Annotated in this window: 18 protein-coding genes, 9 tRNA genes, 2 rRNA genes and 2 pseudogenes (1 of these 31 running past the window's edge); all 31 read right to left on the minus strand. The window is 47.0% G+C overall.

Annotation, left to right across the window (positions count from 1 at the left end; translation table 11 throughout):
- Positions 1-16: 16 nt before the first annotated feature.
- On the minus strand, positions 17-529 hold the full coding sequence (locus RE628_RS22730; protein WP_309155234.1) for a helix-turn-helix domain-containing protein: 513 nt from the start codon (positions 527-529) through the stop codon (positions 17-19).
- Positions 511-822 (minus strand): response regulator, encoded by a 312-nt coding sequence (locus RE628_RS22735; protein ID WP_309155235.1) that lies wholly within the window; start codon positions 820-822, stop codon positions 511-513. Before RE628_RS22735 ends, RE628_RS22730 begins: the two co-directional genes overlap by 19 nt.
- The gene (locus tag RE628_RS22740) at positions 822-2,207 is read right to left on the minus strand and encodes a sensor histidine kinase (protein WP_309155236.1); all 1,386 of its coding nucleotides are present in this window, start codon (positions 2,205-2,207) and stop codon (positions 822-824) included. Before RE628_RS22740 ends, RE628_RS22735 begins: the two co-directional genes overlap by 1 nt.
- A 23-nt stretch (positions 2,208-2,230) precedes the next feature.
- On the minus strand, positions 2,231-2,713 hold the full coding sequence (locus tag RE628_RS22745) for a hypothetical protein (protein WP_309155237.1): 483 nt from the start codon (positions 2,711-2,713) through the stop codon (positions 2,231-2,233).
- A gap of 90 nt (positions 2,714-2,803) precedes the next feature.
- Entirely contained in the window at positions 2,804-3,241 is a 438-nt protein-coding gene (locus RE628_RS22750; RefSeq protein WP_309155238.1) for a carbohydrate ABC transporter permease, read from the minus strand.
- Positions 3,238-3,612, minus strand: a complete 375-nt coding sequence (locus RE628_RS22755) for an ABC transporter permease family protein (RefSeq protein ID WP_309155239.1) — start codon at positions 3,610-3,612, stop codon at positions 3,238-3,240. Before RE628_RS22755 ends, RE628_RS22750 begins: the two co-directional genes overlap by 4 nt.
- A gap of 15 nt (positions 3,613-3,627) precedes the next feature.
- Entirely contained in the window at positions 3,628-4,590 is a 963-nt protein-coding gene (locus tag RE628_RS22760) for an ABC transporter permease (RefSeq protein ID WP_309155240.1), read from the minus strand.
- Positions 4,591-4,826: 236 nt separating this feature from the next.
- Complete coding sequence (locus RE628_RS22765; RefSeq protein WP_309155241.1) at positions 4,827-6,464, minus strand: extracellular solute-binding protein; 1,638 nt, start codon at positions 6,462-6,464, stop codon at positions 4,827-4,829.
- Positions 6,465-6,808: 344 nt separating this feature from the next.
- Positions 6,809-7,471, minus strand: coding sequence for an SGNH/GDSL hydrolase family protein (locus RE628_RS22770; RefSeq protein ID WP_309155242.1), 663 nt, complete (start codon positions 7,469-7,471; stop codon positions 6,809-6,811).
- Between the two features lie 22 nt (positions 7,472-7,493).
- Positions 7,494-10,634 (minus strand): annotated as a pseudogene (locus RE628_RS22775) (alpha-mannosidase).
- Between the two features lie 134 nt (positions 10,635-10,768).
- A complete protein-coding gene (locus RE628_RS22780; RefSeq protein ID WP_309155243.1) occupies positions 10,769-11,785 on the minus strand; it encodes a LacI family DNA-binding transcriptional regulator in 1,017 nt (338 codons plus the stop codon).
- A gap of 132 nt (positions 11,786-11,917) precedes the next feature.
- The gene (locus RE628_RS22785; protein ID WP_309155244.1) at positions 11,918-12,496 is read right to left on the minus strand and encodes a hypothetical protein; all 579 of its coding nucleotides are present in this window, start codon (positions 12,494-12,496) and stop codon (positions 11,918-11,920) included.
- Positions 12,497-12,547: 51 nt separating this feature from the next.
- The gene (locus RE628_RS22790; RefSeq protein ID WP_309155245.1) at positions 12,548-13,870 is read right to left on the minus strand and encodes an ABC transporter substrate-binding protein; all 1,323 of its coding nucleotides are present in this window, start codon (positions 13,868-13,870) and stop codon (positions 12,548-12,550) included.
- Between the two features lie 49 nt (positions 13,871-13,919).
- Positions 13,920-14,882 (minus strand): efflux RND transporter periplasmic adaptor subunit, encoded by a 963-nt coding sequence (locus tag RE628_RS22795; RefSeq protein WP_309155246.1) that lies wholly within the window; start codon positions 14,880-14,882, stop codon positions 13,920-13,922.
- 64 nt (positions 14,883-14,946) lie between these two features.
- Positions 14,947-15,096 (minus strand): hypothetical protein, encoded by a 150-nt coding sequence (locus RE628_RS22800; protein WP_309155247.1) that lies wholly within the window; start codon positions 15,094-15,096, stop codon positions 14,947-14,949.
- Positions 15,097-15,099: 3 nt separating this feature from the next.
- The gene (locus RE628_RS22805) at positions 15,100-15,978 is read right to left on the minus strand and encodes a carbohydrate ABC transporter permease (RefSeq protein WP_309155250.1); all 879 of its coding nucleotides are present in this window, start codon (positions 15,976-15,978) and stop codon (positions 15,100-15,102) included.
- Between the two features lie 13 nt (positions 15,979-15,991).
- Positions 15,992-16,863 (minus strand): annotated as a pseudogene (locus RE628_RS22810) (carbohydrate ABC transporter permease).
- Positions 16,860-18,248, minus strand: coding sequence for a sigma-70 family RNA polymerase sigma factor (locus RE628_RS22815; RefSeq protein WP_309159539.1), 1,389 nt, complete (start codon positions 18,246-18,248; stop codon positions 16,860-16,862). The pseudogene RE628_RS22810 and the gene RE628_RS22815 overlap by 4 nt, the downstream one beginning before the upstream one ends.
- A gap of 330 nt (positions 18,249-18,578) precedes the next feature.
- The gene (locus RE628_RS22820; RefSeq protein ID WP_309155253.1) at positions 18,579-19,496 is read right to left on the minus strand and encodes a DNA alkylation repair protein; all 918 of its coding nucleotides are present in this window, start codon (positions 19,494-19,496) and stop codon (positions 18,579-18,581) included.
- Between the two features lie 43 nt (positions 19,497-19,539).
- Positions 19,540-20,229 (minus strand): Crp/Fnr family transcriptional regulator, encoded by a 690-nt coding sequence (locus RE628_RS22825; RefSeq protein ID WP_309155255.1) that lies wholly within the window; start codon positions 20,227-20,229, stop codon positions 19,540-19,542.
- A 78-nt stretch (positions 20,230-20,307) separates the two neighbouring features.
- Positions 20,308-20,387: transfer RNA gene (locus RE628_RS22830), tRNA-Leu, on the minus strand.
- 7 nt (positions 20,388-20,394) lie between these two features.
- Positions 20,395-20,471 (minus strand) — tRNA-Arg (locus tag RE628_RS22835).
- A gap of 9 nt (positions 20,472-20,480) precedes the next feature.
- Positions 20,481-20,555 (minus strand) — tRNA-Gly (locus tag RE628_RS22840).
- 14 nt (positions 20,556-20,569) lie between these two features.
- Positions 20,570-20,645 (minus strand) — tRNA-Lys (locus RE628_RS22845).
- Positions 20,646-20,731: 86 nt separating this feature from the next.
- Positions 20,732-20,808 (minus strand) — tRNA-Asp (locus RE628_RS22850).
- Between the two features lie 21 nt (positions 20,809-20,829).
- Positions 20,830-20,902: transfer RNA gene (locus tag RE628_RS22855), tRNA-Met, on the minus strand.
- A gap of 16 nt (positions 20,903-20,918) precedes the next feature.
- Positions 20,919-20,994 (minus strand) — tRNA-Val (locus tag RE628_RS22860).
- 25 nt (positions 20,995-21,019) lie between these two features.
- Positions 21,020-21,093, minus strand: a tRNA-Glu gene (locus tag RE628_RS22865).
- A 4-nt stretch (positions 21,094-21,097) separates the two neighbouring features.
- Positions 21,098-21,173 (minus strand) — tRNA-Asn (locus RE628_RS22870).
- Between the two features lie 5 nt (positions 21,174-21,178).
- Positions 21,179-21,295: ribosomal RNA gene (gene rrf / locus RE628_RS22875) — 5S ribosomal RNA — on the minus strand.
- 99 nt (positions 21,296-21,394) lie between these two features.
- A 23S ribosomal RNA gene (locus tag RE628_RS22880) occupies positions 21,395-23,400 on the minus strand; it runs 927 nt beyond the window's last position.

Raw genomic sequence — 23,400 nt, forward strand, 5'->3', positions numbered from 1 at the left:
TCTTTGACTAAATTGACTAAAGAAACTTATTTCGATAATCGGTCGGTGTTAATCCATAATTCTTCTTGAAGCTATCCCGGAAATGATCCTGATCCGTGTATCCAATCTGATCACAGATCTCATAAATCTTGATCGTCGGATCTTTAAGGAGCTTAACCGCTGCTTCCATCCGTACCTGGATAATAGCATGGTTCAATGTCGTGCCAGTCACCTCCTTGAACACCTGATTCAGATATTTTTCACTCAATCCAACATGGGAGGCAATATCGTTCAAGGTCAAGCTCCGCTTCATGTAATGGGCCAAAACATATTCAAGGGCCTGATCCACTAGTTTCTTCTTTTTAACATTACCACCTATGCTGTTTAGTGGCATTTGACCTGATAAATTGGGGAGTTGCTCTCTGACCAATTGCTCCGCCATAGCAAGTCCATTGCGCTCCTCTTCTTCCTTGCGGAGCTGAACAACGGCAAGCCCTACCACTCGTTGAATCTGCTCCGGGTCTACCGGCTTCAAGACGTAATCAAGCACTTGTAATGATATAGCCTTGCGGCATATTCAAATTCATTCAAGCCTGACAGGATAATGCATTTCATATCTGGATACCGCTGCAGCACACCTGTGATCAGCTCGATGCCATTTACCTTCGGCATACTAATATCTGTTAATAGAATATGGGGAGCAAGGGCATCCAGTTGTTTCAGAACCTCCTCACCGTTATTCAGTGCTCCGACGACCTCTACATCAAGCGCAAGCCAATCAATGGATCGAACAATGGCTTCCCGAACAGTCCTTACATCTTCTGCTACCAGTAGCTTATACATTATTCATCCTCCATTCTCTCTATCGGTGCAGGATTTCCGAACAAGCTAGGCCTAAGTTCACTTTCATTCTTGATTGCTTCATCCGTATCTGCGATTAATGGCATAACCGCTTCGACACAGGTTCCGTTTGGAACTCTGATATACCGAAGACCATAATCTCCCTTCCGTTCCTTGCAGTTCAGCAAAATTCTGCGATGCACATTTAAAGTTCCATAGCCACCCTCCGAACTCTTCTCCTTGCTGCTCTCTCTAGCTAATCGGTAGTTCATCAAGTCCGGATCTACTCCACTTCCATTGTCCTCCACTCGGAGGATAACGCTTTCAGATTCTCTTCTAGCTGAAATCTCGATTCGACAATCGCTTGTCTTATTGGCAAATCCATGTACAATACAATTTTCCGCAAGCGGCTGCAAAATTAAATGGATCACCAGTACAGCGGCCAGATCCTCAGGAATATCTATGCTGATCGTTAGGTCATCCAGCATTTGCTTTTGAATGTCTAAATAAGCTTCTACCTGACAAGCCTCATCATTGAGAGGGATCCAGGTCTTGCCTTTATTTAATCCATAACGGAACACATTGGCAAGCGAACGGACGATCATACTAGTCTCTATATCTCCTGAAATCAACGCCCGGCAATTGATCAAATCCAATGTATTGTACAAAAAATGAGGATTGATTTGAGCCTGTAACAATTCCAGCTGCAATTGGCGCCGCTCAATTTCTTCAGTAAAGCTCTTCTCAATCAGTTGCCGAATCATAACCAGCATTGCTGAGAACTGTTGGTTTAGCTCGTTGATCTCATAGATTTCTGATATGCTGCTTGGCAAGGGTTCCTCCAACTCCAGCACATCTCGCCGCTGCATAGCATTGACTAACTGTGATATGGGAACTGTAACGCGAGCGACAATCGCGTGCATCCAGATACCAGATACTATCAGTGTAACGAGACCAATAATCGTGCAAATAACTGTTATCGTAAAGGTATATCGACTAAAATGGCTCTCCGGGACTAAGGCCACTAGCTTCCAGCCATTATCGAACGAGTCGTACATAATCCTATAGGATTCGTTATCTACATTTGCCTTAATGGTTCCTTTGATCCCATGAAGCGCTTGAACATAAGGTGTACCGTTCAAATCCTCCATAAATGAATGTTGAGCGCTATATATCACATGATTCTTCTCGTCTAGAAGTAAGTAGTAGCCCTTATCAATGGGTGCATTGCCTATCACGCTTTGAATACTTCGAGTATCCGCTCCAACCATTACAGTACCTATATTCCGGCCATCCTTATAGCTAAGCTTGCGATTAGCCATATACACCATTTTGCCCCTACCAAAGGGTTGAGCCCACCATACTCCATCACTGTCATTGCGATTCAATCGTTGGTACCATTCCTCGCCAGTCAGGTCGTTAGCCTGATAAATTCCCGTTCCCCAAAAAAATGGGCTGGCGCAACAGAATAAAAACTACTGGTAGGCTCCAATAACATAGATACGCTATAAGTCGTCTGAACTGCATCAATTGAAGCAACATTATGGAGCAAGGATAAAAGGGACAGGTTTTGCAGATTTTTCTCCAGTTCAAAGAAATCACCGATTGCCTCGTAATCATTCGTATATTGACGATCAATCAAGTTATCAATAAATTGGTTAGATAACACAAACGCACTTACATTCTTCATTGTATCAAATTGATACCAGACATTCCGATGAACAAATTCCATCGATTGCTCAGCTATTCTCAGCGTATGGTTGTTCTGAACCTGTATCAGAATATAGCTGGACGCCGTCGTGAGCAAGACAATAAATACCACAATCACACCTAATAGTGGCAAGCTTAGTTTGTTGAACAAGCGTGAGGTTTTACGCGATGCGGTAGATATCATCTTCTCATCCCCTGTGCATGGAATATCACCCCTTAACTGAACCTATCATCATCCCCTGGTCGAAATATTTTTGAACAAAAGGATAGATAATCAGCATAGGCAAAGCCACAATAACGATGGCCGACATTGTATACCGATGGTTGGTGGAGGTGTAGTTCCTGCTGCCTCCAACAGTTCGGGAGGTACGCTGGAATTGGCTATTATGGTGCGGAGGACTAGTTGCACCGGAGCCTTGTTCCAATCCGTCACATATAGCATAGCATTAAAGAAATCATTCCAGTAGACTACCAAATACATTAAACCAATAGAAGCCATAACCGGCATAGACAATGGCAGCACAATTTGCCACAAAATGCGGAATTCCGAGGCTCCATCAATGGCAGCAGATTCTTTCAAACTTTCCGGGATACCTTCGAAGAAAGTCTTCATAATGATCATATAGAACGCGCTGAAAGCCATAACCAGGATCAATACATATGAGGTGTTCAGAAGGCCTAATTGCTTGATCGTAATATAGGTGGGGATCATCCCCCTCTAAACAACATCGTAAATACAAAAAACAGAATAAGGACTCTACGTCCGGGCAGCTTTTTCTCAGCCAGAGTATAGGCGGCGCCGGAGGTCAGGATTAGTGCAAGAATCACACCACCGGCTGTATTTTTCAGCGTAGTACCATAGGCTTGATATATCAATGAACCCTTCTCCAGCAAATATTTGTAATACTCTAGGCTAAACGAAGTTGGGAACAGGACCATGCCATTCTTGGCACTAAATATGTGATAAGGAGTAACGGATACAGTAATGACATACCAGAAGGGCAAAATAATAACAACTGTAATGAGGGATAAAAGAATATAGTTAGAGACGACAAATAATTTTTCTTTAGCGGTAAGCTTCATGATCCGGTCTCCTCCCTAGAAAATGCCCGAATCATTGATTCGTTTGGCAAAATGATTGGCTGTCAGCACCATCGCTAATCCGATAATTCCTTTGATGACATCTGCCGCAGCAGCCAAGCTAATATTGAATTGCTCAACCCCGACGCGGTAAATATAAGTATCCAAAATATCACCGACCTGCAGGACCATTGGATTGTACAGATTGATTACCTGATCAAGACCTGCACTCATAATAAAGCCGACCCGCAAAATAAACATGACTACGATCGTGCCCGATATCCCCGGCAGCGTCATATAAATGATGCGTTGGAAACGAGTAGCTCCATCTACAACGGCTGCTTCATTGACTTCTGGATTCAGACCGGCGATGGCCGCAATATAAATAATTGCCGCCCATCCCATCTCCTTCATCGCATCGGTCACCACCAAGATCGTTCGGAAGTAATGATGATCAGCAAGTAAATAAGCAGGACTTCCGCCTAGAAGCTCAATCAACTTATTAACAATCCCGGTTTCCGGAGAGAGAAGTATAGTAATAATTCCCCCGTATACGACCCAGGAGACGAATCTCGGCAGGTACACGGCAGTTTGTAGCGTCTTTTTAAACCATTTAATGCGAATTTCATTTAAGGCAAGCGCTAATAGAATCGGACAGATGAAGCCGCTAATCATCTTGTACAAATTAATAATCAGCGTATTCTTAAAGGCCGTCCAGAACATATCGGACTCAAACAATGCATAAAAATAGTTTAGCCCTGCCCATTCACTACCACCGATCCCGCGAATAAAATTGTAGTCCATAAAGGCTACGCTGATCCCGAAAACCGGGAGATAATCAAAAATGAAAACCCACAAAAATGCTGGAAGCAAAAGAAGATACAACAATTTAAACTTCCATATCTTATCCAGCACTTTCTTCAATCCTGATTCATGCACAGTTTTAACGATCATTTGCGCCGATTTTAACTCGCTCCCCATTCTTTTTATGCCTCCTTGTTCCTTCTACAACCGTTTCGAAAGGGCTTTCATAAATAATATATCTAATCCCTCCTTTTACGAAAACCGGACAGAAGCGAAGTATTACAGGGAAAAGTCGAGTTTTCTGTTATTAAGAAAAAAGGACGGGAACAGGCTGCTCTGGAAAGAGCGGACCTATTCCCGTTCATTGTTCGTGCGTTCAATGGGCCGATGATTTTCCTTACCCTAAAAGGGGATTACTTGCCCTGTTTTTTCTTAAAGGATGCTTCCAACTCGCTCAAAATTTGCGTACCGCCTTGTGTTTTCCATTTTTCCACGAAGTCATCAAATTTCTTGATGTCCCCGCCCATAATGATCTGAGTAAACACGGAGTCGCGCATCGTATTGAGCTCTACCAGCTTGGCAATTTTGGTTGGAGAATCCAAGAAGTTAGATGCGTCTGTAATTTGATACTTATTCGTAATAGCAACATCAAGTGATTGGGAAAATCGAAGTGGTAACGACTCTAGATAACGTGGCCAACCTTTCAGCCCTGGAGCAAACAGATAGCTCTGGGTACCGCGGAAATTCCCGTCTTTGTCTTGCATCGTTTTAGGATCTACCAGATCTGTCATTACTGACATTTTATCGTTTTCAATCTTATAGTCTTCGCCTTCGATCCCCCATACGGTAAGCATTTGATTTTCTGGCGACAGGGAGTCCTCGATAATCTGCAGTACCTGGGCAGGATCCTTTGTCTTGACGCTAATTGCCGTCATTTGGTTGAATGGGGCGCCTGCAGGGGCGACTGCCGTACCATCGGCTCCGACAAGGGAACCGGTCAGTGTTAGATATTTATAAGGAGTAGTAGATTGGTCAGGCAAGCTGCCATCTGATGCTAGCTCTCCGCTTTGCTTCAACAGATTCGTCTCGATTTGTGTATCGTAATCGTTAGCTGTAGACCACCACCCCATCCAGGAGAACAGCTTGCCACTATAGAGCTTGGTCCGTAGTTGCTCTTCTTTGATGGTAGCGAACTCTTTATCGATTAGTCCTTCCGAGTACATTTTTTGGAGGAATAGAAGTGCTTCTCTCATATTCGGATCAATATCATAATTGCTGAATTTGCCATCCACTTCCGTGAAGAAGCCTGGTGTCACACCGAATGCACCAAAAATATGATCAAAGGAATTGTTAGCGTATTTTTGTTGGCCAACCTCCGCGTTATAACCTCCGAGTGGGATAACGTTGGGATTATCCACTTTGATCTTCTTGAGCAAATTGTAATAATCATCAAGCGTTGTCGGTGCAGGTGTACTTTCCAGAAGATCTGTGCGCATTACCAAATCCCAGCGGTAGCCTGCTCCCGGACCACCTTGATAAGGAATTCCGTACAGTTTACCGTTAACCTTAGCCTTTTCGAAAACCTCCGCAGGCACTTCTCTCATAATGTTTGGCGTGTCTTTCTCGTTGATCAGATCGGTCAGGTCTACAAAGGCACCCTGCTGTGCATACTTTTGAAAGTCGTCGGCAAAATCAATTCTGACAACATCAGGAAAGTCCCCGCTCGCCATCTTCAGATTTAGCTTTGTCTTGTACTGTTGCACATCAACCATTTCTGGAATGATCTCAATGTTCAGCTTTTTCTCGATTGCCTGTTTGACGACATCCTTGGAAGAATCATACGGCTTCGAAATATCCTGTCCTTTAAGCCATTTCAGTGTATAAGGTTGATCTACTGAATTCGTCTCCTTACCCTCTGAAGGTGAAGCAGACGGTGAAGAAGGCGGCGAGGCAGACGGTTCTCCAGAGTTGCCACATCCCGTTAATGCTACCGTCCCCGCCAGAACAACAGCCAGCATACTACTAGTCAACTTGTTTCTTAATTTTGCCATTTGCTAGAAGACCTCCTCAAATTGTACTCTATTTCCCCTTAAAAACGGACTGAACTAAAGCTCAAAAGAAAGCGTTCACATGTCAAAATTAATAAAAAATACCTTCCCTGAAAACCGGGTAAAAGGACGATAATACCGGATAAAAGTCTTATTTGCCTGCTATGAGTGTAACTAGCCCTGCGGGCGGAACAGAAATTTGCTGTATCCCTTCTATTTCCAGCCCGTACTCCTGCACCACACGCCCGGTAGTGTCTTGTACTGTAAAATAAGCGAAAACTGGGGAGAAGAACGATTTTACCGGGGAAATCCTGATCTCATGTCATACTAATAAAAAACGGCCCCGCTTAATGCGAGGCCTTGTTCCAATCGAAGTCGATGACATTTAGAAATGCTTTGGCCAATACCATATGGCCGACAGCATTTGGATGAACCCGATCCCAAGCTATCGTCGCCGGGTAAATGGACTCGAGGACAGAAGCAAATGCTTGCTGTGTATCAACGAACAAACAGCCATAATCATCGGCAACGCGCTTCACGACAGATCCATACCGATCCATGGCCGCTCTCATTAGATCATTTGAGTTAGGCTCCAGATAATATGGAGTCATAAGGATAAGTCCTTTCAAAGAGGGAAGCGTTGATTCTACCAATTTTCTAAGCGTCGACTCATATTCCTCAAGATATACATGCCCCTCTGTTATCTGCGGAGTATCAAATTGTCTCCATACATCGTTGATTCCAATCATAATAGACAGCCAATCTGGCTTCAAGTCTAGTACATCTGTTGTCCACCGTTGTTGCAAATCCTGGATCGTATTGCCGCTCACGCCCATATTCGTGACCCGAATGCCTCGCTTAGGATATATGGACTGGATCAGGGCGTCTACCATCATGACATATCCTTTTCCAATCCCTCCAAATAGACCTTCTCCATAAGGACGCGCCCTCTCACAATCTGTTACAGAGTCGCCAATCATGATCAGCTTCTCGTTATTCCCAATTAACATAGTTGTCTCTCCCTTAGTCAAATCAATTACAAGAGAACTTCACTAGAAATGTGTTAATTTCATAAGGTTTGAACAAATGGCGGATCTCGGGACCGTCCACTGCTTCCAATAGAGGGCGTTCCATCATATCGCATACCTGCCAGGAGTAGACCGGGTAATCGCTAGTTAGTGTGACCTCACTACGTCCACCCAGATATTCGTGTAGTCGGACGATCAGACCATCACCTTGCTCTGACAGCTTCACCGCATCTATCGCGATGCCTTCGGCATCAGTCCGGATCAGTGATCTGCCCACTCCGGCCGTATAACCCCCTGCACCGCTTGCAATGGGTTATTCAGTGACCACGCTTCCTCCACCGTTCGTCCGGCAGCCCAATCTCCCAAATGCGGCAACAAAGCGTAAGTGAAGAGGTGCTCGCCCTGATCAGCCTGCCAGTCCGGCTCTGTGGCCGACTTAATCAATGACAGCCGCATCACATGATCCTTGATGTCGTATCCATATTTGCAGTCATTGAGAAGGCTCACGCCATACCCACGTTCCGACAAATCGGCCCATTGATGCCCCACACTCTCGAATCTCGCATAATCCCAGCTCGTATTCCAGTGGGTCGGCCGCTTCACATTGCCGAATTGAATGTCATAAGTGGCTTCTGTGGATCTTACCGCTACCGGGAACGCAACCTTCAACAGCTGCTGCTGTTCGTGCCAATCGACTAGCGTCTCGAAGTCAATCCGCCGATTTCCCGAGTACACCTTAATCTTCTGGGTAATGGTAGAGTCCATATAGCCCCATTTCAATTCCAGTACAGCGGCCAGCGGTCCGCTCTCAATCAAGGATATAGACTGCAAATCTGTAATCTCCCGCATTTTCTCCTGATAGAACAGATCAATATCCCATGCCTCGTACATTTTGGGCTTATCCTCGAACACTTGCAGTACATTGCCGCACTCTCCCGTGGCGAGTACTTCCCGCTCAGCTTCACGGTCGTAAATGCGGGTTATTTGTCCCGACCCGTTCCATTCCAGCACATAGAATGGAGTGGTCAGCCGGGAATCTCCCCAGTGGAAGGGCACATCTAACTGGGAAGGTTCAGCCGGACAGGCTTTAAGAATTGTAGAACCCATCATAGGAAGATCGGGAGCTTCAATCAGCCATTTGTCTCCCTGCCTTTGTGAACGCAGCACGCGTCCACTTCCGTCTCTCCATTCCCTGTCTTGGCACTCCCTATCCGCTAAAATAACAAGATCGCTCCGGTTATAGAAGGCACCATTGAACACTGTATATTCTATTTCATCGCTTCCGCCGTTTAAGGCCATTAAACCCGCCTTGGCCAAAGCGGCAGCTTCCTCGCCAATCCGAAGCGCTTCCGCATACTCTGCTCGGGAATCCTCATATACCTCGCGGATGGATGAGCCAGGAATAATATCATGGAACTGATTGCGCAGAATGATTTTCCAACCTTCATACAGCTGCTGAGCCGGATAACTGGAGAAATCCCCTTCTCCGCAGCCAGCATCGCTTGCAGCCATTCGGATTCCCGGTACAGCAGCTCCAACTTCCGATTCATCCGTTTGTTATATGCCTGGCTCGTATATGTGCCTCTATGGAATTCCAGATACAGCTCACCATCCCATGTGTGGACATACTCGTCAGTGCTCTCAATCGTTCTCTGCAACCGTTCAAAGTACTCATCGGCCCGCCCCGTCTTCACGTTTGGAACTCCTGGAATCTCATCCAGTCTGCGGCGCATTTCCAGCATCTCACGGTTAACTCCGCCTCCACCATCACCATACCCGTAGGACAGCAGCAGCTCCCGGTTCAGATTTTTGTCCCTGTATTGATCCCAGATGCCCTGCACCGAGAACGGCTCGATCAGCCCGTTGTATGTATAATACCAAGCGCTGGACTCAGGCCCTTCCGGCGTCGTAATGAAATGGGCCAGTACCTCGGTACCGTCGATGCCTCTCCAACGGAATGTGTCATGCGGCATACGATTGTATTGGCTCCAACTGATTTTGGTCGTCATGAAGGTGTCGATGCCTGATTTGCTTAAAATTTGTGGTAGCGCCCAGCTGTAGCCAAACACATCTGGAAGCCAGAGATATTTGCATTCCGCGCCAAACTCCTCGCGGAAGAATTTCGTACCGTACAGAATCTGACGGACTAGCGATTCGCCGCTCGTCAGGTTGCAATCCGCCTCCAGCCACATCGCCCCGCCAGCTTCCCAACGCCCTTCCTTGACACGCTCGGCAATTTCGGCGTAAATCTCTGGATAATCCTGCTTGATATAGTCGTACAACTGCGGCTGGGTCTGCAGGAAGATATACTCGGGAAACTGCTTCATCAGCCTCAGGACGGTGGAGAAGGAGCGCGCCGCTTTTCCCGCGTATGGGTCAGCCGCCACAGCCAGGCGACATCGATATGGGTATGGCCAACTGCCGTAACCGTAACCGGATGCTCTCGCTTCATCGCCGCCAGCTTCGTCTGCAGCAGGGCACTACCAGCGGCAACGGAGGCATAGAATGCTTCGCTGCCAGGCCGCGACCAATCCAGCTCAGCAAACGCACGATTCAGCGTTGCGATTAGCTCCTGTTTCTCCGGCTGGCTGTCCGCTAGCTGCCTGCTTACAGCAAGTACAGCTCGGCCGGTGAAGTATAAATGATCCGCCGCTTCGTCCAAGCAAGCCAACTCTGCCAGCTTGATGCGATGCTCCTGTGGCGTTGGCTTACCGCCACCTTCAAGACCAGACCACAAACGGAAAGCAAAATCCAACGTGCTTCCCGCAGAATCTTCCTCCAGAAACACCTCCTGGTGATTGGAATCCACGCCTTGATACGGCTTCCCGTTCAGGAACAGTAATGATTCAAATCCGCTATTGTTGCCTCCCCCTGTCCGTCCGAAATCAAAGCGGCCTACAATTCGCCGGCCCTTCCAGTCTGCTGGCACATCCACCCGCTTGTACATCCACAAATAACGGTCGCGACCTGTCCAGTAATCCCCCAGGTGGATAACGGAATGGCCGGCAGGCTGCGAAGGATATTCTCCATTGGCTCCATCCTCATCCTCTTGTACCTGCCATTCCACCAACTGTATAGCTTCTCGGTAACGATAGGTTCCCAATTCCTTAATACGCGCTTCCAACTTCTCTTCCGTCCAAAACATCCGTTTCTCCTCCTTTGGGTTATAACACGTGTTATATGCTATGAAATAAGCGGTTACCCACAAAATGGGACCGCATTTTATAACCGATGCAGAACTAAGTATACCTTTACTATCTTCTTCACCTGCACAACCTGTTACGCACTTTCACCCGGTCTCAGAATGGCCGGTAGCCATACCTTTTCCGACAGCTCCTGTTCCTGATCTATCTGTCCCAGTACACAGCGCACCGCTTCCTCGCCCATGCTTACATAGGGAATCTCTACGCAGCTTAATGTGGGGAGACTTAGACGATGTCCCTGAATCATATTGTCCGCGGCCATGATCTTTAGCTCATCACCGATGTGCAAACCCAAGCTTTGTGCCGCCCGGTAAAGATCTGGAACCGCATTGGACCAATTCACGAGCACTGGAGGCAGCGTTTCTCCGGCTCCAGCTTTGGCTACACCCTCTAACCATTCCAACCAAGTGACTTGGCCTTCCTTCTCTTCATGACGGGAGACCTCTGGACTCAAGCTATACTTGCGACACCAGTCCATATAAGCGGCTCTACGCATCTTTTCCGCCCAGATTACACGACCTGCAGGTGCTCCGTAAACTTCAGCATATAGCGGAGCCACCTCCATATCAGGGTTACGCTTCAACAAATAGTCCAGAGCCATCGTTACACTGCCTCTATAATCAGCCAGCACGGAAGATACCCCTGCCGTCTCCGCATAGCCTTCAACCGATACGTATGGTACACCTGCAGCTTTAACTTTCGTAGCCCATTCCTTGCTGCGATAGCTTGTGCTATCCAATGTAACGATTCCGTCGATCTTTCGCTGATGGTAGAGATCCAGCAGCTCATTCCTCGCTTCTCCTGATTGTCTATATCCTGGAGAGCACAGAAGAATATGATATCCTCTAGCCTCGCATTCCCGCTGCATGCCCTCCAACAGGCGGATGAACAGCGGATGACGGGTATCGCCAAAGGCAGCCAGTGTCATACTGCGTCCCGTCTTCATGCTACGCGCCTGGGCGTCCACATGATAATTCAGCTCGTGGATCGCAGCCAGTACCTTCTCCCGTGTCTCCGCGCTAACCCCAATCCCAGGCGTCGCGTTCAGCACCGCGGATACTACGCTGCGGGATACTCCGGCCAGCTGAGCCACATCATGGCTGGTAATTCTTTTTTTCCCATATTAGCACCTCGGCAAGAGTATAACACGTGTTATAAGAGATGTATAGGTGTTTTTTCCATAAGCAAAAAACCGCTTAGCCCTGCCGCTAAACGGTCCATTATGCTACATCTGAATCGACTCAATCATCCCATGAACGGCATTCTGCCATTCATCCTTCATATTAGCTGGAGCAGTAAAATCAATCTCAAGAAGTGCGCCATCTAATTCTGCCCAAGCCTTGAAATGATAAGTGTCATTACCTTTCTTGGAGGGGATGATAACTTCATTGATCGCAATGCACTTCCCATGTACGAGCTGCGTCTCATCCTTTAACCACTCTAACGTTACTCCAAGATTGTCTTGTTCGAGAATCGCCTTCAACTTCAATCGACCCATATCGATCTGAGAATCACTTACCATTTGCTCAGGATCATGTTGTATCTCGAGCCTGACTTTCTTGTTGCTATCCGCAAACACAAGCTTTGATGTGGATGTTTCTTTCGATTGTACTTCTAGTCCCTGTGGTAACTTCAGTGACATTAAACTCGAGAACAATTCAGTCATCCCTTGCTCAGCTTTCTCATTATTCAGCGGATCAAAAGTCGTGGCCCCTCCCTCACCAGCACCATTCTCTTTGGTACCCTGGAAGTTACAAGCAGAAATATTTGCTGCTATAACGGCGGTTATCAAACATACGGCCATCCATTTTTTCACCCTGAAGCATTCCTTTCTTTTCGAATTTGAATTTGCCAGCTACTCATTTAAGTAGGTTGTTACTCGGTTTGCGACCAAATCTGCAACCGCTTGAGCTGATTTCTGACCGCTATAGTAAGCCTCAGCTTCCTCTGCGATGATCGCTTGAATCTTCGAATCATTTTTTTGCGGCGTGATCGCATGGGTCAGCATCTGCTTAATCATGTCGATGTCTTCCTTCTGAATCGAGATCACGGATCCCATTGGCGACTCAATAGTGCCTTTGTCCTCAAGATCCTTGAACGTCTTCTCGTTAACCTTTTTATTGACAGAGAACCCTTGTAATCCAGGCATGGTCTGTATTTCTTCGGACAATAAGAACTTGATGAAATCCCATGCTTCTGCCTGCACATTCGAATTCCTATTTATCCCTAAGTTCTTATACATCACGAAGGTGCTTCCAACCTGTTGTCCAGCAGCAAGTGGCTTACGATAGATCTTCCCTTGCTCATAGAACATCGCTGGCCCTACGAAATAATCTTCAGGCGATAGGATCAAAGACGGTGCAAAAAAATAATCTCCTGCGTTAACTTCAGCTTCCGTAACCACCTTATCCGAATACATCGTCTCCACTTGTTCCATCAGTCCAACGAATGCATTGACATCAAAGCTCGCAGGGCGCTTCTCTTCATGGACAATGCGAGTATAGTTATCGACTAACAGAATGTTCAACATCTGCTCGGGTGCGGTATTCCCCATCGAATATGCGTGTCCGCCGGATGCCGCCAGACGTTTGCCCACCGCTGTGAACTCCCCCCATGTCCATGTGCTGTCATCGAATTTTACGCCGGATTGCTCAATTGCCTTTTTATCGCCCATAAGACTGTCTAAGAAGAACCGCAGAGGCAACGAATAGAGTCCCCCTCTCATCTTGGCCCCGTCCAGGATGTTCATCTCATACGAATTGGAATCAAAGGTAGGGTCCTGCTTCATCAGCTCGCTCAAGCTCACTAGCGCTTGCTTGTCTACGTATTTCTCAACCGGCAGACCGTTCACATCCAGGGTGACCAAATCGGCCCCTTTACCAGACAGTAGCTCTGTATTGGTGGTCTTCACAAATTTCTCGAGATCACCTTCTAGATTGGACCTCTCCCCTTGGCTGTATTCCTTGATTTGAATATCCACATCGGGATGTTGCTCCTCATACTTTTTCGCGGCCTGGGAATACATAGGATCCGCTTGGAATACGGATAAGACAACGGTTTTCTTCCCGTTTTGTTCCTGCTGCCCTTCTTGCTTCGCTTCACCACCCTGTCCGCCAGCACATGCTGCCAACGTCATCGTAATTAGAACGATTAGACTAAGTGCACCACTTTTTTTCATCCTATCCCCTCCTCTTCACTCTCTATGTGATCGATGTAGTCTAAGCGCATTAGACTCTTACACGTTGACCTTCTGTTAGCGGCTCGGTACTCTCGACAATGATAAGATCTTTCATGTATACCCCTTGTAGCACCAAGGTTTCTTGGCCATTCGTTCCCCCTAATTGGACGGGAGCCTTACGAACAATAAAGGTATTACCCAGCGGGCCTGAACGCTCTTCGATAACAAGCACATAGCTGTTCTTTCCATCCTGATGAATTGCTTGGTTCAACACGAGCATGCCTCCATCGGTCTTCTCCGATTGTGTTAATTCCACGCTCACAAGATCATTCGCTTGAACATTCGGATGTTGGACTTTCACAACGACCCGTTGACTCGAAGTCATCTGAGATGTATTTCCTTCCGAACCCTCTTGGAAGGAGGTCCCTACATCATCGCCTATCATCGGACGAATTCCGGTAATGATCCCTTCAACCGGAACTTTAGTCCCCTCATGTTCGATTTCAACGTTCATCTTCTCCTCAGTACGTAATTTTCGAGCCCAGTCATCCGGAATGATAATCTCGAATTGATAGCCTTGCTGCGTATTCGTTAAGCTGATATCTGGCCCTCCGCTCCCCGATGGCAGTTGCGGCATCGCATTTACTTGTGTCACAACACCGTCAAAAGGTGCGATAATGTGTCTTCGATCATTCGCCTCCGACTGCATCATGCTCACTTTTCGTTCCTGCACATCAATGGCTAATTGCGCACGTTCTAACTCCCGCTTCGAGCGGCGTACCTGCATCTCGTCATCATTTTGTACGGCTTCAATATATTCATCTTGCAAGTCAACTAACGTTAGCCGCTGCCCTGTAAGGCCCGCCTGTGCATCCAGGATCTCCTGCTCAGAAGCAGGATTCTCATAGGTAACTAACGTCTGCCCCTTAGCCACCTGATCCCCCTCTTTCACATGAACCTCGCTAACTGACCAATCCGCCTTGTTCGATAAATCGATATGTTGTCGAGCCATCAGTCTAGCCGTGCCACTCCACGTGGTTACTAGCGTTCCTTCTCTCCCTAGTTCTGTTCGTACCTTAGGTAGATGTAACGTCAGTAATGTATTGCTCGCTAGGGTAAGGAGAAGGAGCAAGCCGATGAACCATCCAGAGAGCCACACGATAATTCTTTTTTTCTTGCATCCAGCGCTTCTGTGAACCCTGTATCCATCCTATTCCTCCTCTCATGAGCTACCCCTTGATCCCCGACATTTGAATTCCTTCGATAAAATAAGACTCCGCATACAAAAACAGTAGCACCATTGGCGTCATATAGATCAGCGATGCGGCAAAGCCGATGCCCTGTTCATCCTTATGAATTCTAGATAAATAGAGCGATAATGGCTGCTTAAATCGATCCTCCAAGAAAATCAAAGGCTGCTCGACCATATTCCAATAATCAACGAACAGCAAGACGATCAGTGCGGCAATCCCCGGCTTCATCAAAGGCAGCATAATCCGATAGAAAATGCGATAATGACCTGCTCCATCCATCTGAGCTGCTTCAACCAACGCATAGGGAATCGAGAGCATAAATTGTCTCAGCATGAACACTCCGAAAGCCGCAAATATCCCTGGTAAAATAATCGCGCTAGCCGTGTTCATCAAACCGAGCTTGTCAGCAATTAAATAGTTCGGAACCAAGGTCACTTGGAAAGGCATTAGCATCGTCATCAAGTAAACCCGAAACAAACCTTCTCTCCCCTTGAACCGGAGTTTAGCAAAAGCATACGCTGCTAAAGCACTTACAACCGTCTGTCCCGCAATGATCGCCACGACCATCTCTACGGAATTCCAGAACATGAATAGATAAGTCGGCGTATCTAACAATACCTTCCCGTACTGTTCAAAGGACAGCCAATCCGGGATAAGCTTCAAATTCACAAATTGAGCAGACTCCCCCTGCGTAACGAATGGCATTTTACCTACTAGCTCGTAATTGTCTCGAATTTCATGCACTGTCATGAACGAATTTGTGAAAGTAATCACAATTGGTAGAAGCATCATTAGTCCTATACATGCCATCACCAGCGTAACCGATAGGTTCCGAATGAAACCCGTGTTCTTCATTCTTCCTCCCATATCAATCCATAAATTGTCTATATCGTTTCTCTAACCGAAGCAGCAAAGCCACGATGATAAAGATACCTATCACCATAAGAGTCGCAGCCGCAGACAGCTTCTGCACATCCATCGCGAGGAACATATTGTTCATGTAATGCTGAAGCGTATAGATACTGTCATGCGGATAATCCCCTGCGATCAGATACGTTTCACGGAAAATTTTGAACGTATTCATAATCGACATCAGGACGACGAAGACCATGGTCGGCGTTAAATAGACAAGTGTAATTCCAAACAATTGGTACCACTTGCCGCCCCCTCCAAATCAGCCGTCTCATAGTAATCTCTCGGAATGCTTTGCAGTCCTGCAAGGAACAAGATGATGTTGTAGCCGATATGTTTCCATAGGTAGAACACGGAGATCACACCTCTCGACCAGGCCGATTTCATCCAGTCTACCTGTTCAAGCCCGGCAGTATGCAGCCAAGCGTTAAGAGAACCATTCCAATCAAAAAGCACTTGCCACACCATCACGACGGAGGCTACGGGCACAACTAACGGGAGGACATAAGCCATTCGAAGGAATTGACGCAGATATAGATTCCGGTTCAGAACGAGCGCGATTCCGAGTGACAGCATAAGCATCAGTGGAACATTCACCGCCGTGAACCAGAAGGTATTCGAGACGGCTTTACGAAAAGATTCGCTGCTCAGCAGCTCCTGATAATTCGCAAGCCCAACAAATGAACCGCCGACAGGTCGGTCCAATACCGAGTAGACAAGCCCCATCCCGAACGGAATGAGATAAAATAATGCAAAGCCAATGGCGCTCGGCAACAAGAACGTTACCGCCACCATACTTTCTCTACGGCTGAGACGGTTCCACTTCATGGCTTCTCTGAAGAGAAGAATGCAACACTTGTACTTCCATCTTGAAGGTTCACTTGGAACATCTTCTTGCCATCCTCTATACGCTTGTATATGACGATGGATTGACCATTTCCTTGCACTTTATCAGCATGGGTACCTACCACTTCTGGCTGATATCCATCGGAACGAACATCCAATTGCTTCAAGAATGCACCCGCCATAGCGATCGATTCCGAATCCTGCAATTTCGAAGCATGAGGAGCAAATGGCTCTAAACCAATCGTTTGAACAAATTGAATCTGTCCTGTTTCTACATCAATATTGGCAACAACCTCTTTATGTGGCTCCTCGAATGTCTTTCCTTTCTCAATCAGAATGACATTAAATAGATGGATCTGCTTCCCTCCATTGATTCCTTTGGTAATTTGTGCATTCGCGATCTCGAAGTCCTTCGTCTCAGGGAACCCGCGGTAAATGCGGGCAAGCAATTCTTGTGCGGTCTTATTACCGCTAATCTCATCCGCATATAAAATAGTAGTGATATAATTCGAATCCTCATCCTTGGTGACGAAGCTGCGCAAATCTTCAGTGCCGGATAGATTGAGTAAGGCTCGAATCTGCGCCGCTACGGCAGGTCCGGTATAAAGTACAACCGGCATGAAAAGTATAATCGCAAGCACACATGCAACCATGCGAACTTTCAGATTTGATTTTGCTTTATATTTATCATTGCGATAACGTTTGTACGAAGATTCTTGAATTCGCTCTTGCATTTCAGATGGAATTTCCATTGCTTCAGCACAATCCTGTAGCTTATCACGCAGTTGTTGTTCAATGGACATAAAGTTCTTTCTCCTTTCCCGGCTCATTAGATGGGTTAAGCTCGCGAAGCTTCCCAGTGCTGCATGATGCCTAGATTTGACCGTGCCTACGGGTATGGCCAGCAATTCAGCGATTTCATCAAATGTATAATCGTGATAATAGCGCAGAATAATCACCGTACGAAGTTTGTAGGATAACTGATGAACAAGGGTCAGCATCTCCTGATGGGCCTCTGCCTCAAGAACATGACGATCCGAGAAAATATGCTCCTCCACTTCCAAGAGCTGCTTTTTCTCGAAGATTCGAAACCTCCTCCAGCTCTTGGTTCTCCACTTCTGTATTTGCTTAAGTACAATGCCATGCATCCAGAATCGGAAGGGACGATTCGCATCATAATTGTCTATGGACCGCCACAGCTGAAAATAAATCTCGTTCATTACATCTTCTATTTCATTTTTTTCCGTCATTAGAAATACTACAGAGCGGTAGATTTCGGGGAATGACCATTCATAAATCACTTGAAATGCAGAAGGATCCCCCTCCTTCATCCGTTCAATCCAATGCTCTATATTAATGTCTTTCACCAAAAAAGGGCCCTCCTTTGTAAGCATACAATCTATATTGCCTCGATCATCCGAAAAGGTTCGATTTAAGTATAAAATCCGTAAACATTAATAGCGGTGTAGATTGTAGTTTCACTCATGCGCTAAAGCCGCCTTGATTCACTGCAGTGTGTATTCATTTGGTACAAGTGTACCTTACATTCAATGATTAGCGCAGGGTTAGTTAGTGTGAAACTTCTTTCCCCCATGCTTTGAGCAAATGTTTGAAGCTATAAAATAAAAAAAGCCTTCAAGGATTTTGCAATCCAAGAAGGCTTTACTGTTTGTAAGATTAATGCCGGTAAACTACCATTATTTATCAAAACTACGCTGAGCCCGTCTCAGGATTCGCATCGTTTCCCTCGTTCGAGATTGCTCCTCCCATGTCTGGCAAGTTTGAATAACCCATTCTGGCCTTGATTTTGCGGCATCGTTCAACCAGTTTCCTACAGAATCCTGAACGTATTTTGAAGGGTCTGATTTAACGATATCAAGCAGTGGAAGCGCTAAGCCCGGATTCTCCTTCAGAGCGGCTATATGTTTGGCCCATACTCCATGAGGACGTGTCACTTCAATAGCAAATCTTCGAATATTTGCGTTATCGTCACGGGCCCAGTCGGCCAGCATTCGAATAGCCTCCTTAAGTTCTTGCGCAACATGCTCCCTGACAGCCATCCACGCAATTTCACGTACGCCAAAATGCTCATCGGCAGCAAAAAAACGGATTCTCTGCAATTTTTGATCTAACGTAAGCTCATCTAAGCCTACAATGTAGGCTGCCCAGCATCTGACGCTATCTGAACGATGAGTGGAAAGCTTGTCTATGACCTCGGTTCGTTTGAGATCTGGCATTTGGCTCAGTAGACTAAGCCACCCGCCGGCAATCGCTGGGATCATCTTCATAATCTTTGGAGGAATACTCTTTAAATCGAATAACATCGCCTCTGAATGCTGTTCTAGACCCAATTCGTCCAATATATGAAGCAGCAGGGTGATATGGTCGATCGCCAGCCATTCAGTTAAGTTTACCGTCTCCAACCGTCCTTGCTGCAGCAATTGGAGTAATTCTGGATGAATCTCGCTAACCTTTCTTGCTCCTTTTCTACCTTCATATACACTTAGAGCGGGAATTGATTCTCTTCTATCGATAGTAAGCACCTGCCTTATGCGTTGATAAGTAAACGGTACTGCGACAAGGCTTGCTGCGAGCCTTTTTACTATCCAAAGCATACCTGCATTTCATGTTAGAAGATGTAATGCAGATAACAACTTCTTATTTATATTCCATGTCCACATGCTCGCAGTGTATATAAATTGTCCGAAAATCAGTCTTTATCACTTTCGCTTCTGCTAACTCTTGTAAAGCAAGTGTGACAGCCTCCCTTGATGCACCAACAAGGTGGGCAATTTCCTGATGCGATATTGGGGTATCAATCCTATAGTAATCATTGTCTCGTTGATCACACTTAACCCCGAACTGACGGGAGAGCCTTTGAAAAATGTGCATGATTCTCTCATGAAGCCTCCCAAGTGCGAGATTTTGAGCGAGACTGCTCATATACACTAAGCGTTGGCTTAGAACTTTTAACATATTTAGCATAAAATGCGGATGTTCGACCAGGAAATTCTCGAATCGCTTCTGATCAATCATACAGATATCGGATTCTACAATCGCTTCAATAAACAGGTCTCGGGTTCCCAGTGAGATGCCGTTTAATTCGCCAAAAACATTTCCCTCACTTAATATATCCAACGTAAATTGCTTCCCTTCGGGATTGATCCGGTATAAGCGAACCTTTCCTTTTTTGACGAAGTACAGCTTTTCTTGAAATGATTCCGGGGTTTGTATAAACATCTTTGGGAGATAGGTCGTAATTAAGGTGAGTTCATCCATAACAATTAAGTCTTCTGCGGATAATGCATGCAGCAAATTGAACTGTGATAGATATTGGATTTTATCCATTTTCCCCTCCAGAACTTTAACAAATACAAAAAAAGCTCTTTAGGTTATCTCCTAAAGAACATCCTTGCGATACTATAATGCCGGTGAAGGGACTCGAACCCCCACGGTTTCCCTCACGATTTTGAGTCGCGCGCGTCTGCCAATTCCGCCACACCGGCTTGTAAATGGCGCGCCCTAAGAGATTCGAACTCCTGACCTTTTGATTCGTAGTCAAACGCTCTATCCAGCTGAGCTAAGGGCGCATATTTAGATGGAGCGGACGACGGGAATCGAACCCGCGACCCTCGCCTTGGCAAGGCGATGCTCTACCGCTGAGCCACGTCCGCATAAAATATAAAACTGGTGAGCCATGAAGGACTCGAACCTTCGACACCCTGATTAAAAGTCAGGTGCTCTACCAACTGAGCTAATGGCTCTCATAAGTAAATCTGAGATGAAGTATGAGCTACAGCACAGTTACTTCTAGAAACCAGAATGTTTCTGTCTCACGACTTTGAGAAAATGGCGGAGCCGACGGGATTCGAACCCGCGGTCTCCTGCGTGACAGGCAGGCATGTTAGGCCTCTACACCACGGCTCCACACTATAAATTTGAAGCTAATTGCGGGGCAGGATTTGAACCTACGACCTTCGGGTTATGAGCCCGACGAGCTACCGGACTGCTCCACCCCGCGTCAATTAGAAGAAATATGGTGGAGGCTAACGGGATCGAACCGCTGACCCTCTGCTTGTAAGGCAGATGCTCTCCCAGCTGAGCTAAGCCTCCATACTTGTGAATCATTTAATGAAAGTGGTGACCCGTAGGGATTCGAACCCCTGTTACCTCCGTGAAAGGGAGGTGTCTTAACCCCTTGACCAACGGGCCATAATGGCTCCCCGAACAGGACTCGAACCTGTGACAACTCGATTAACAGTCGAGTGCTCTACCAACTGAGCTATCAGGGAACATTGCTTGGCGACTTCCTACTCTCCCAGGACCCTTCGGTCCAAGTACCATCGGCGCTAGAGGGCTTAACGGTCGTGTTCGGGATGGGTACGTGTGGAACCCCTCCGCCATCGCCACCAAACGGGATTTTGTGCTTACTGCTTACACAGCTTGCCTCAAAATCGTTCAGATGTTTGATCACCTGAAAACTGGATACGAAACTTCATTTGCATTTTAATATTTGGATAAGCCCTCGACCGATTAGTACCTGTCAGCTCCATACATTGCTGCACTTCCACCTCAGGCCTATCAACCTCGTCGTCTTCAAGGGGTCTTACTAATTGGGAAATCTCATCTTGAGGGGGGCTTCACGCTTAGATGCTTTCAGCGCTTATCCCTTCCGCACTTAGCTACCCAGCTATGCTCCTGGCGGAACAACTGGTACACCAGCGGTGCGTCCATCCCGGTCCTCTCGTACTAAGGACAGCTCCTCTCAAATTTCCTACGCCCACGACAGATAGGGACCGAACTGTCTCACGACGTTCTGAACCCAGCTCGCGTACCGCTTTAATGGGCGAACAGCCCAACCCTTGGGACCTACTTCAGCCCCAGGATGCGATGAGCCGACATTGAGGTGCCAAACCTCCCCGTCGATGTGGACTCTTGGGGGAGATAAGCCTGTTATCCCCAGGGTAGCTTTTATCCGTTGAGCGATGGCCCTTCCATGCGGTACCACCGGATCACTAAGCCCGACTTTCGTCCCTGCTCGACTTGTCAGTCTCGCAGTCAAGCTCCCTTTTGCCTTTGCACTCTTCGAATGATTTCCAACCATTCTGAGGGAACCTTGGGGCGCCTCCGTTACTCTTTAGGAGGCGACCGCCCCAGTCAAACTGCCCGCCTGACACTGTCCCCGTACCGGATTACGGTACCAGGTTAGAACTCCAATACGATCAGGGTGGTATCCCAACGGCGCCTCCACCGAAGCTGGCGCTCCGGCTTCCTAGGCTCCCACCTATCCTGTACAAATCGTATCAAAGTCCAATATCAAGCTGCAGTAAAGCTCCATGGGGTCTTTCCGTCTTGTCGCGGGTAACCTGCATCTTCACAGGTATTAAAATTTCACCGGATCTCTCGTTGAGACAGCGCCCAAGTCGTTACGCCATTCGTGCGGGTCAGAATTTACCTGACAAGGAATTTCGCTACCTTAGGACCGTTATAGTTACGGCCGCCGTTTACTGGGGCTTCGGTTCATAGCTTCGGGATTACTCCCTAACCACTCCCCTTAACCTTCCAGCACCGGGCAGGCGTCAGCCCGTATACTTCGCCTTGCGGCTTCGCACAGACCTGTGTTTTTGCTAAACAGTCGCTTGGGCCTTTTCACTGCGGCCCCCTCGTGCTATTCACACTACCGGGGCACCCCTTCTCCCGAAGTTACGGGGTCATTTTGCCGAGTTCCTTAACGAGAGTTCTTCCGCGCGCCTTAGAATTCTCTTCTCGCCTACCTGTGTCGGTTTGCGGTACGGGCACCTTCACCTGGCTAGAGGCTTTTCTTGGCAGTGTGAGATCATGACCTTCGGTACTATAAATTTTCCCTCCCCATCACAGCCCAGCCTTATCGATGTGCGGATTTGCCTACACATCAGCCTCACTGCTTGGACGAGCATCCATCAGCTCGCGTCACTACCCTCCTGCGTCACCCCATTGCTCATAACGGCTTACGGTGGTACAGGAATTTCAACCTGTTGTCCTTCGATTACGCCTTTCGGCCTCACCTTAGGTCCCGACTTACCCTGAGCGGACGAACCTTCCTCAGGAAACCTTGGGCTTTCGGCGGATCAGATTCTCACTGATCTTTTCGTTACTCATACCGGCATTCTCACTTGTATGCAGTCCACCAGTCCTTCCGGTCCAACTTCAATCCGCATACAACGCTCCCCTACCCCTGATACTTAAGTATCAAGCCATAGCTTCGGTGGTGTGTTTAGCCCCGTTACATTTTCGGCGCAGAGTCACTCGACCAGTGAGCTATTACGCACTCTTTAAATGGTGGCTGCTTCTAAGCCAACATCCTGGTTGTCTGTGCAACTCCACATCCTTTCCCACTTAACACACACTTGGGGACCTTAGCTGATGGTCTGGGCTGTTTCCCTTTTGACAATGGATCTTAGCACTCACTGTCTGACTCCCGGATAATAAGTCTATGGCATTCGGAGTTTGACTGAGCTTGGTAACCCTTGGCGGGCCCCG

This window comes from Paenibacillus sp. D2_2, assembly GCF_031199965.1.
Classification (GTDB): Bacteria; Bacillota; Bacilli; order Paenibacillales; family Paenibacillaceae; genus Fontibacillus.

Coding starts and splice junctions, on each gene's coding strand:
- RE628_RS22795 (WP_309155246.1), bottom strand. CDS start 14,882: ATGGCTCGACAACATATCGATTTATCGAACAAGGCGGATTGGTCAGTT.
- RE628_RS22825 (WP_309155255.1), bottom strand. CDS start 20,229: ATGGATAAAATCCAATATCTATCACAGTTCAATTTGCTGCATGCATTA.
- RE628_RS22765 (WP_309155241.1), bottom strand. CDS start 6,464: ATGGCAAAATTAAGAAACAAGTTGACTAGTAGTATGCTGGCTGTTGTT.
- RE628_RS22735 (WP_309155235.1), bottom strand. CDS start 822: ATGTATAAGCTACTGGTAGCAGAAGATGTAAGGACTGTTCGGGAAGCC.
- RE628_RS22755 (WP_309155239.1), bottom strand. CDS start 3,612: ATGAAGCTTACCGCTAAAGAAAAATTATTTGTCGTCTCTAACTATATT.
- RE628_RS22800 (WP_309155247.1), bottom strand. CDS start 15,096: ATGAGAGGAGGAATAGGATGGATACAGGGTTCACAGAAGCGCTGGATG.
- RE628_RS22820 (WP_309155253.1), bottom strand. CDS start 19,496: ATGCTTTGGATAGTAAAAAGGCTCGCAGCAAGCCTTGTCGCAGTACCG.
- RE628_RS22745 (WP_309155237.1), bottom strand. CDS start 2,713: ATGATATCTACCGCATCGCGTAAAACCTCACGCTTGTTCAACAAACTA.
- RE628_RS22805 (WP_309155250.1), bottom strand. CDS start 15,978: ATGAAGAACACGGGTTTCATTCGGAACCTATCGGTTACGCTGGTGATG.
- RE628_RS22785 (WP_309155244.1), bottom strand. CDS start 12,496: ATGGCCGTATGTTTGATAACCGCCGTTATAGCAGCAAATATTTCTGCT.
- RE628_RS22750 (WP_309155238.1), bottom strand. CDS start 3,241: ATGATCCCCACCTATATTACGATCAAGCAATTAGGCCTTCTGAACACC.
- RE628_RS22770 (WP_309155242.1), bottom strand. CDS start 7,471: ATGTTAATTGGGAATAACGAGAAGCTGATCATGATTGGCGACTCTGTA.
- RE628_RS22790 (WP_309155245.1), bottom strand. CDS start 13,870: ATGAAAAAAAGTGGTGCACTTAGTCTAATCGTTCTAATTACGATGACG.
- RE628_RS22760 (WP_309155240.1), bottom strand. CDS start 4,590: ATGGGGAGCGAGTTAAAATCGGCGCAAATGATCGTTAAAACTGTGCAT.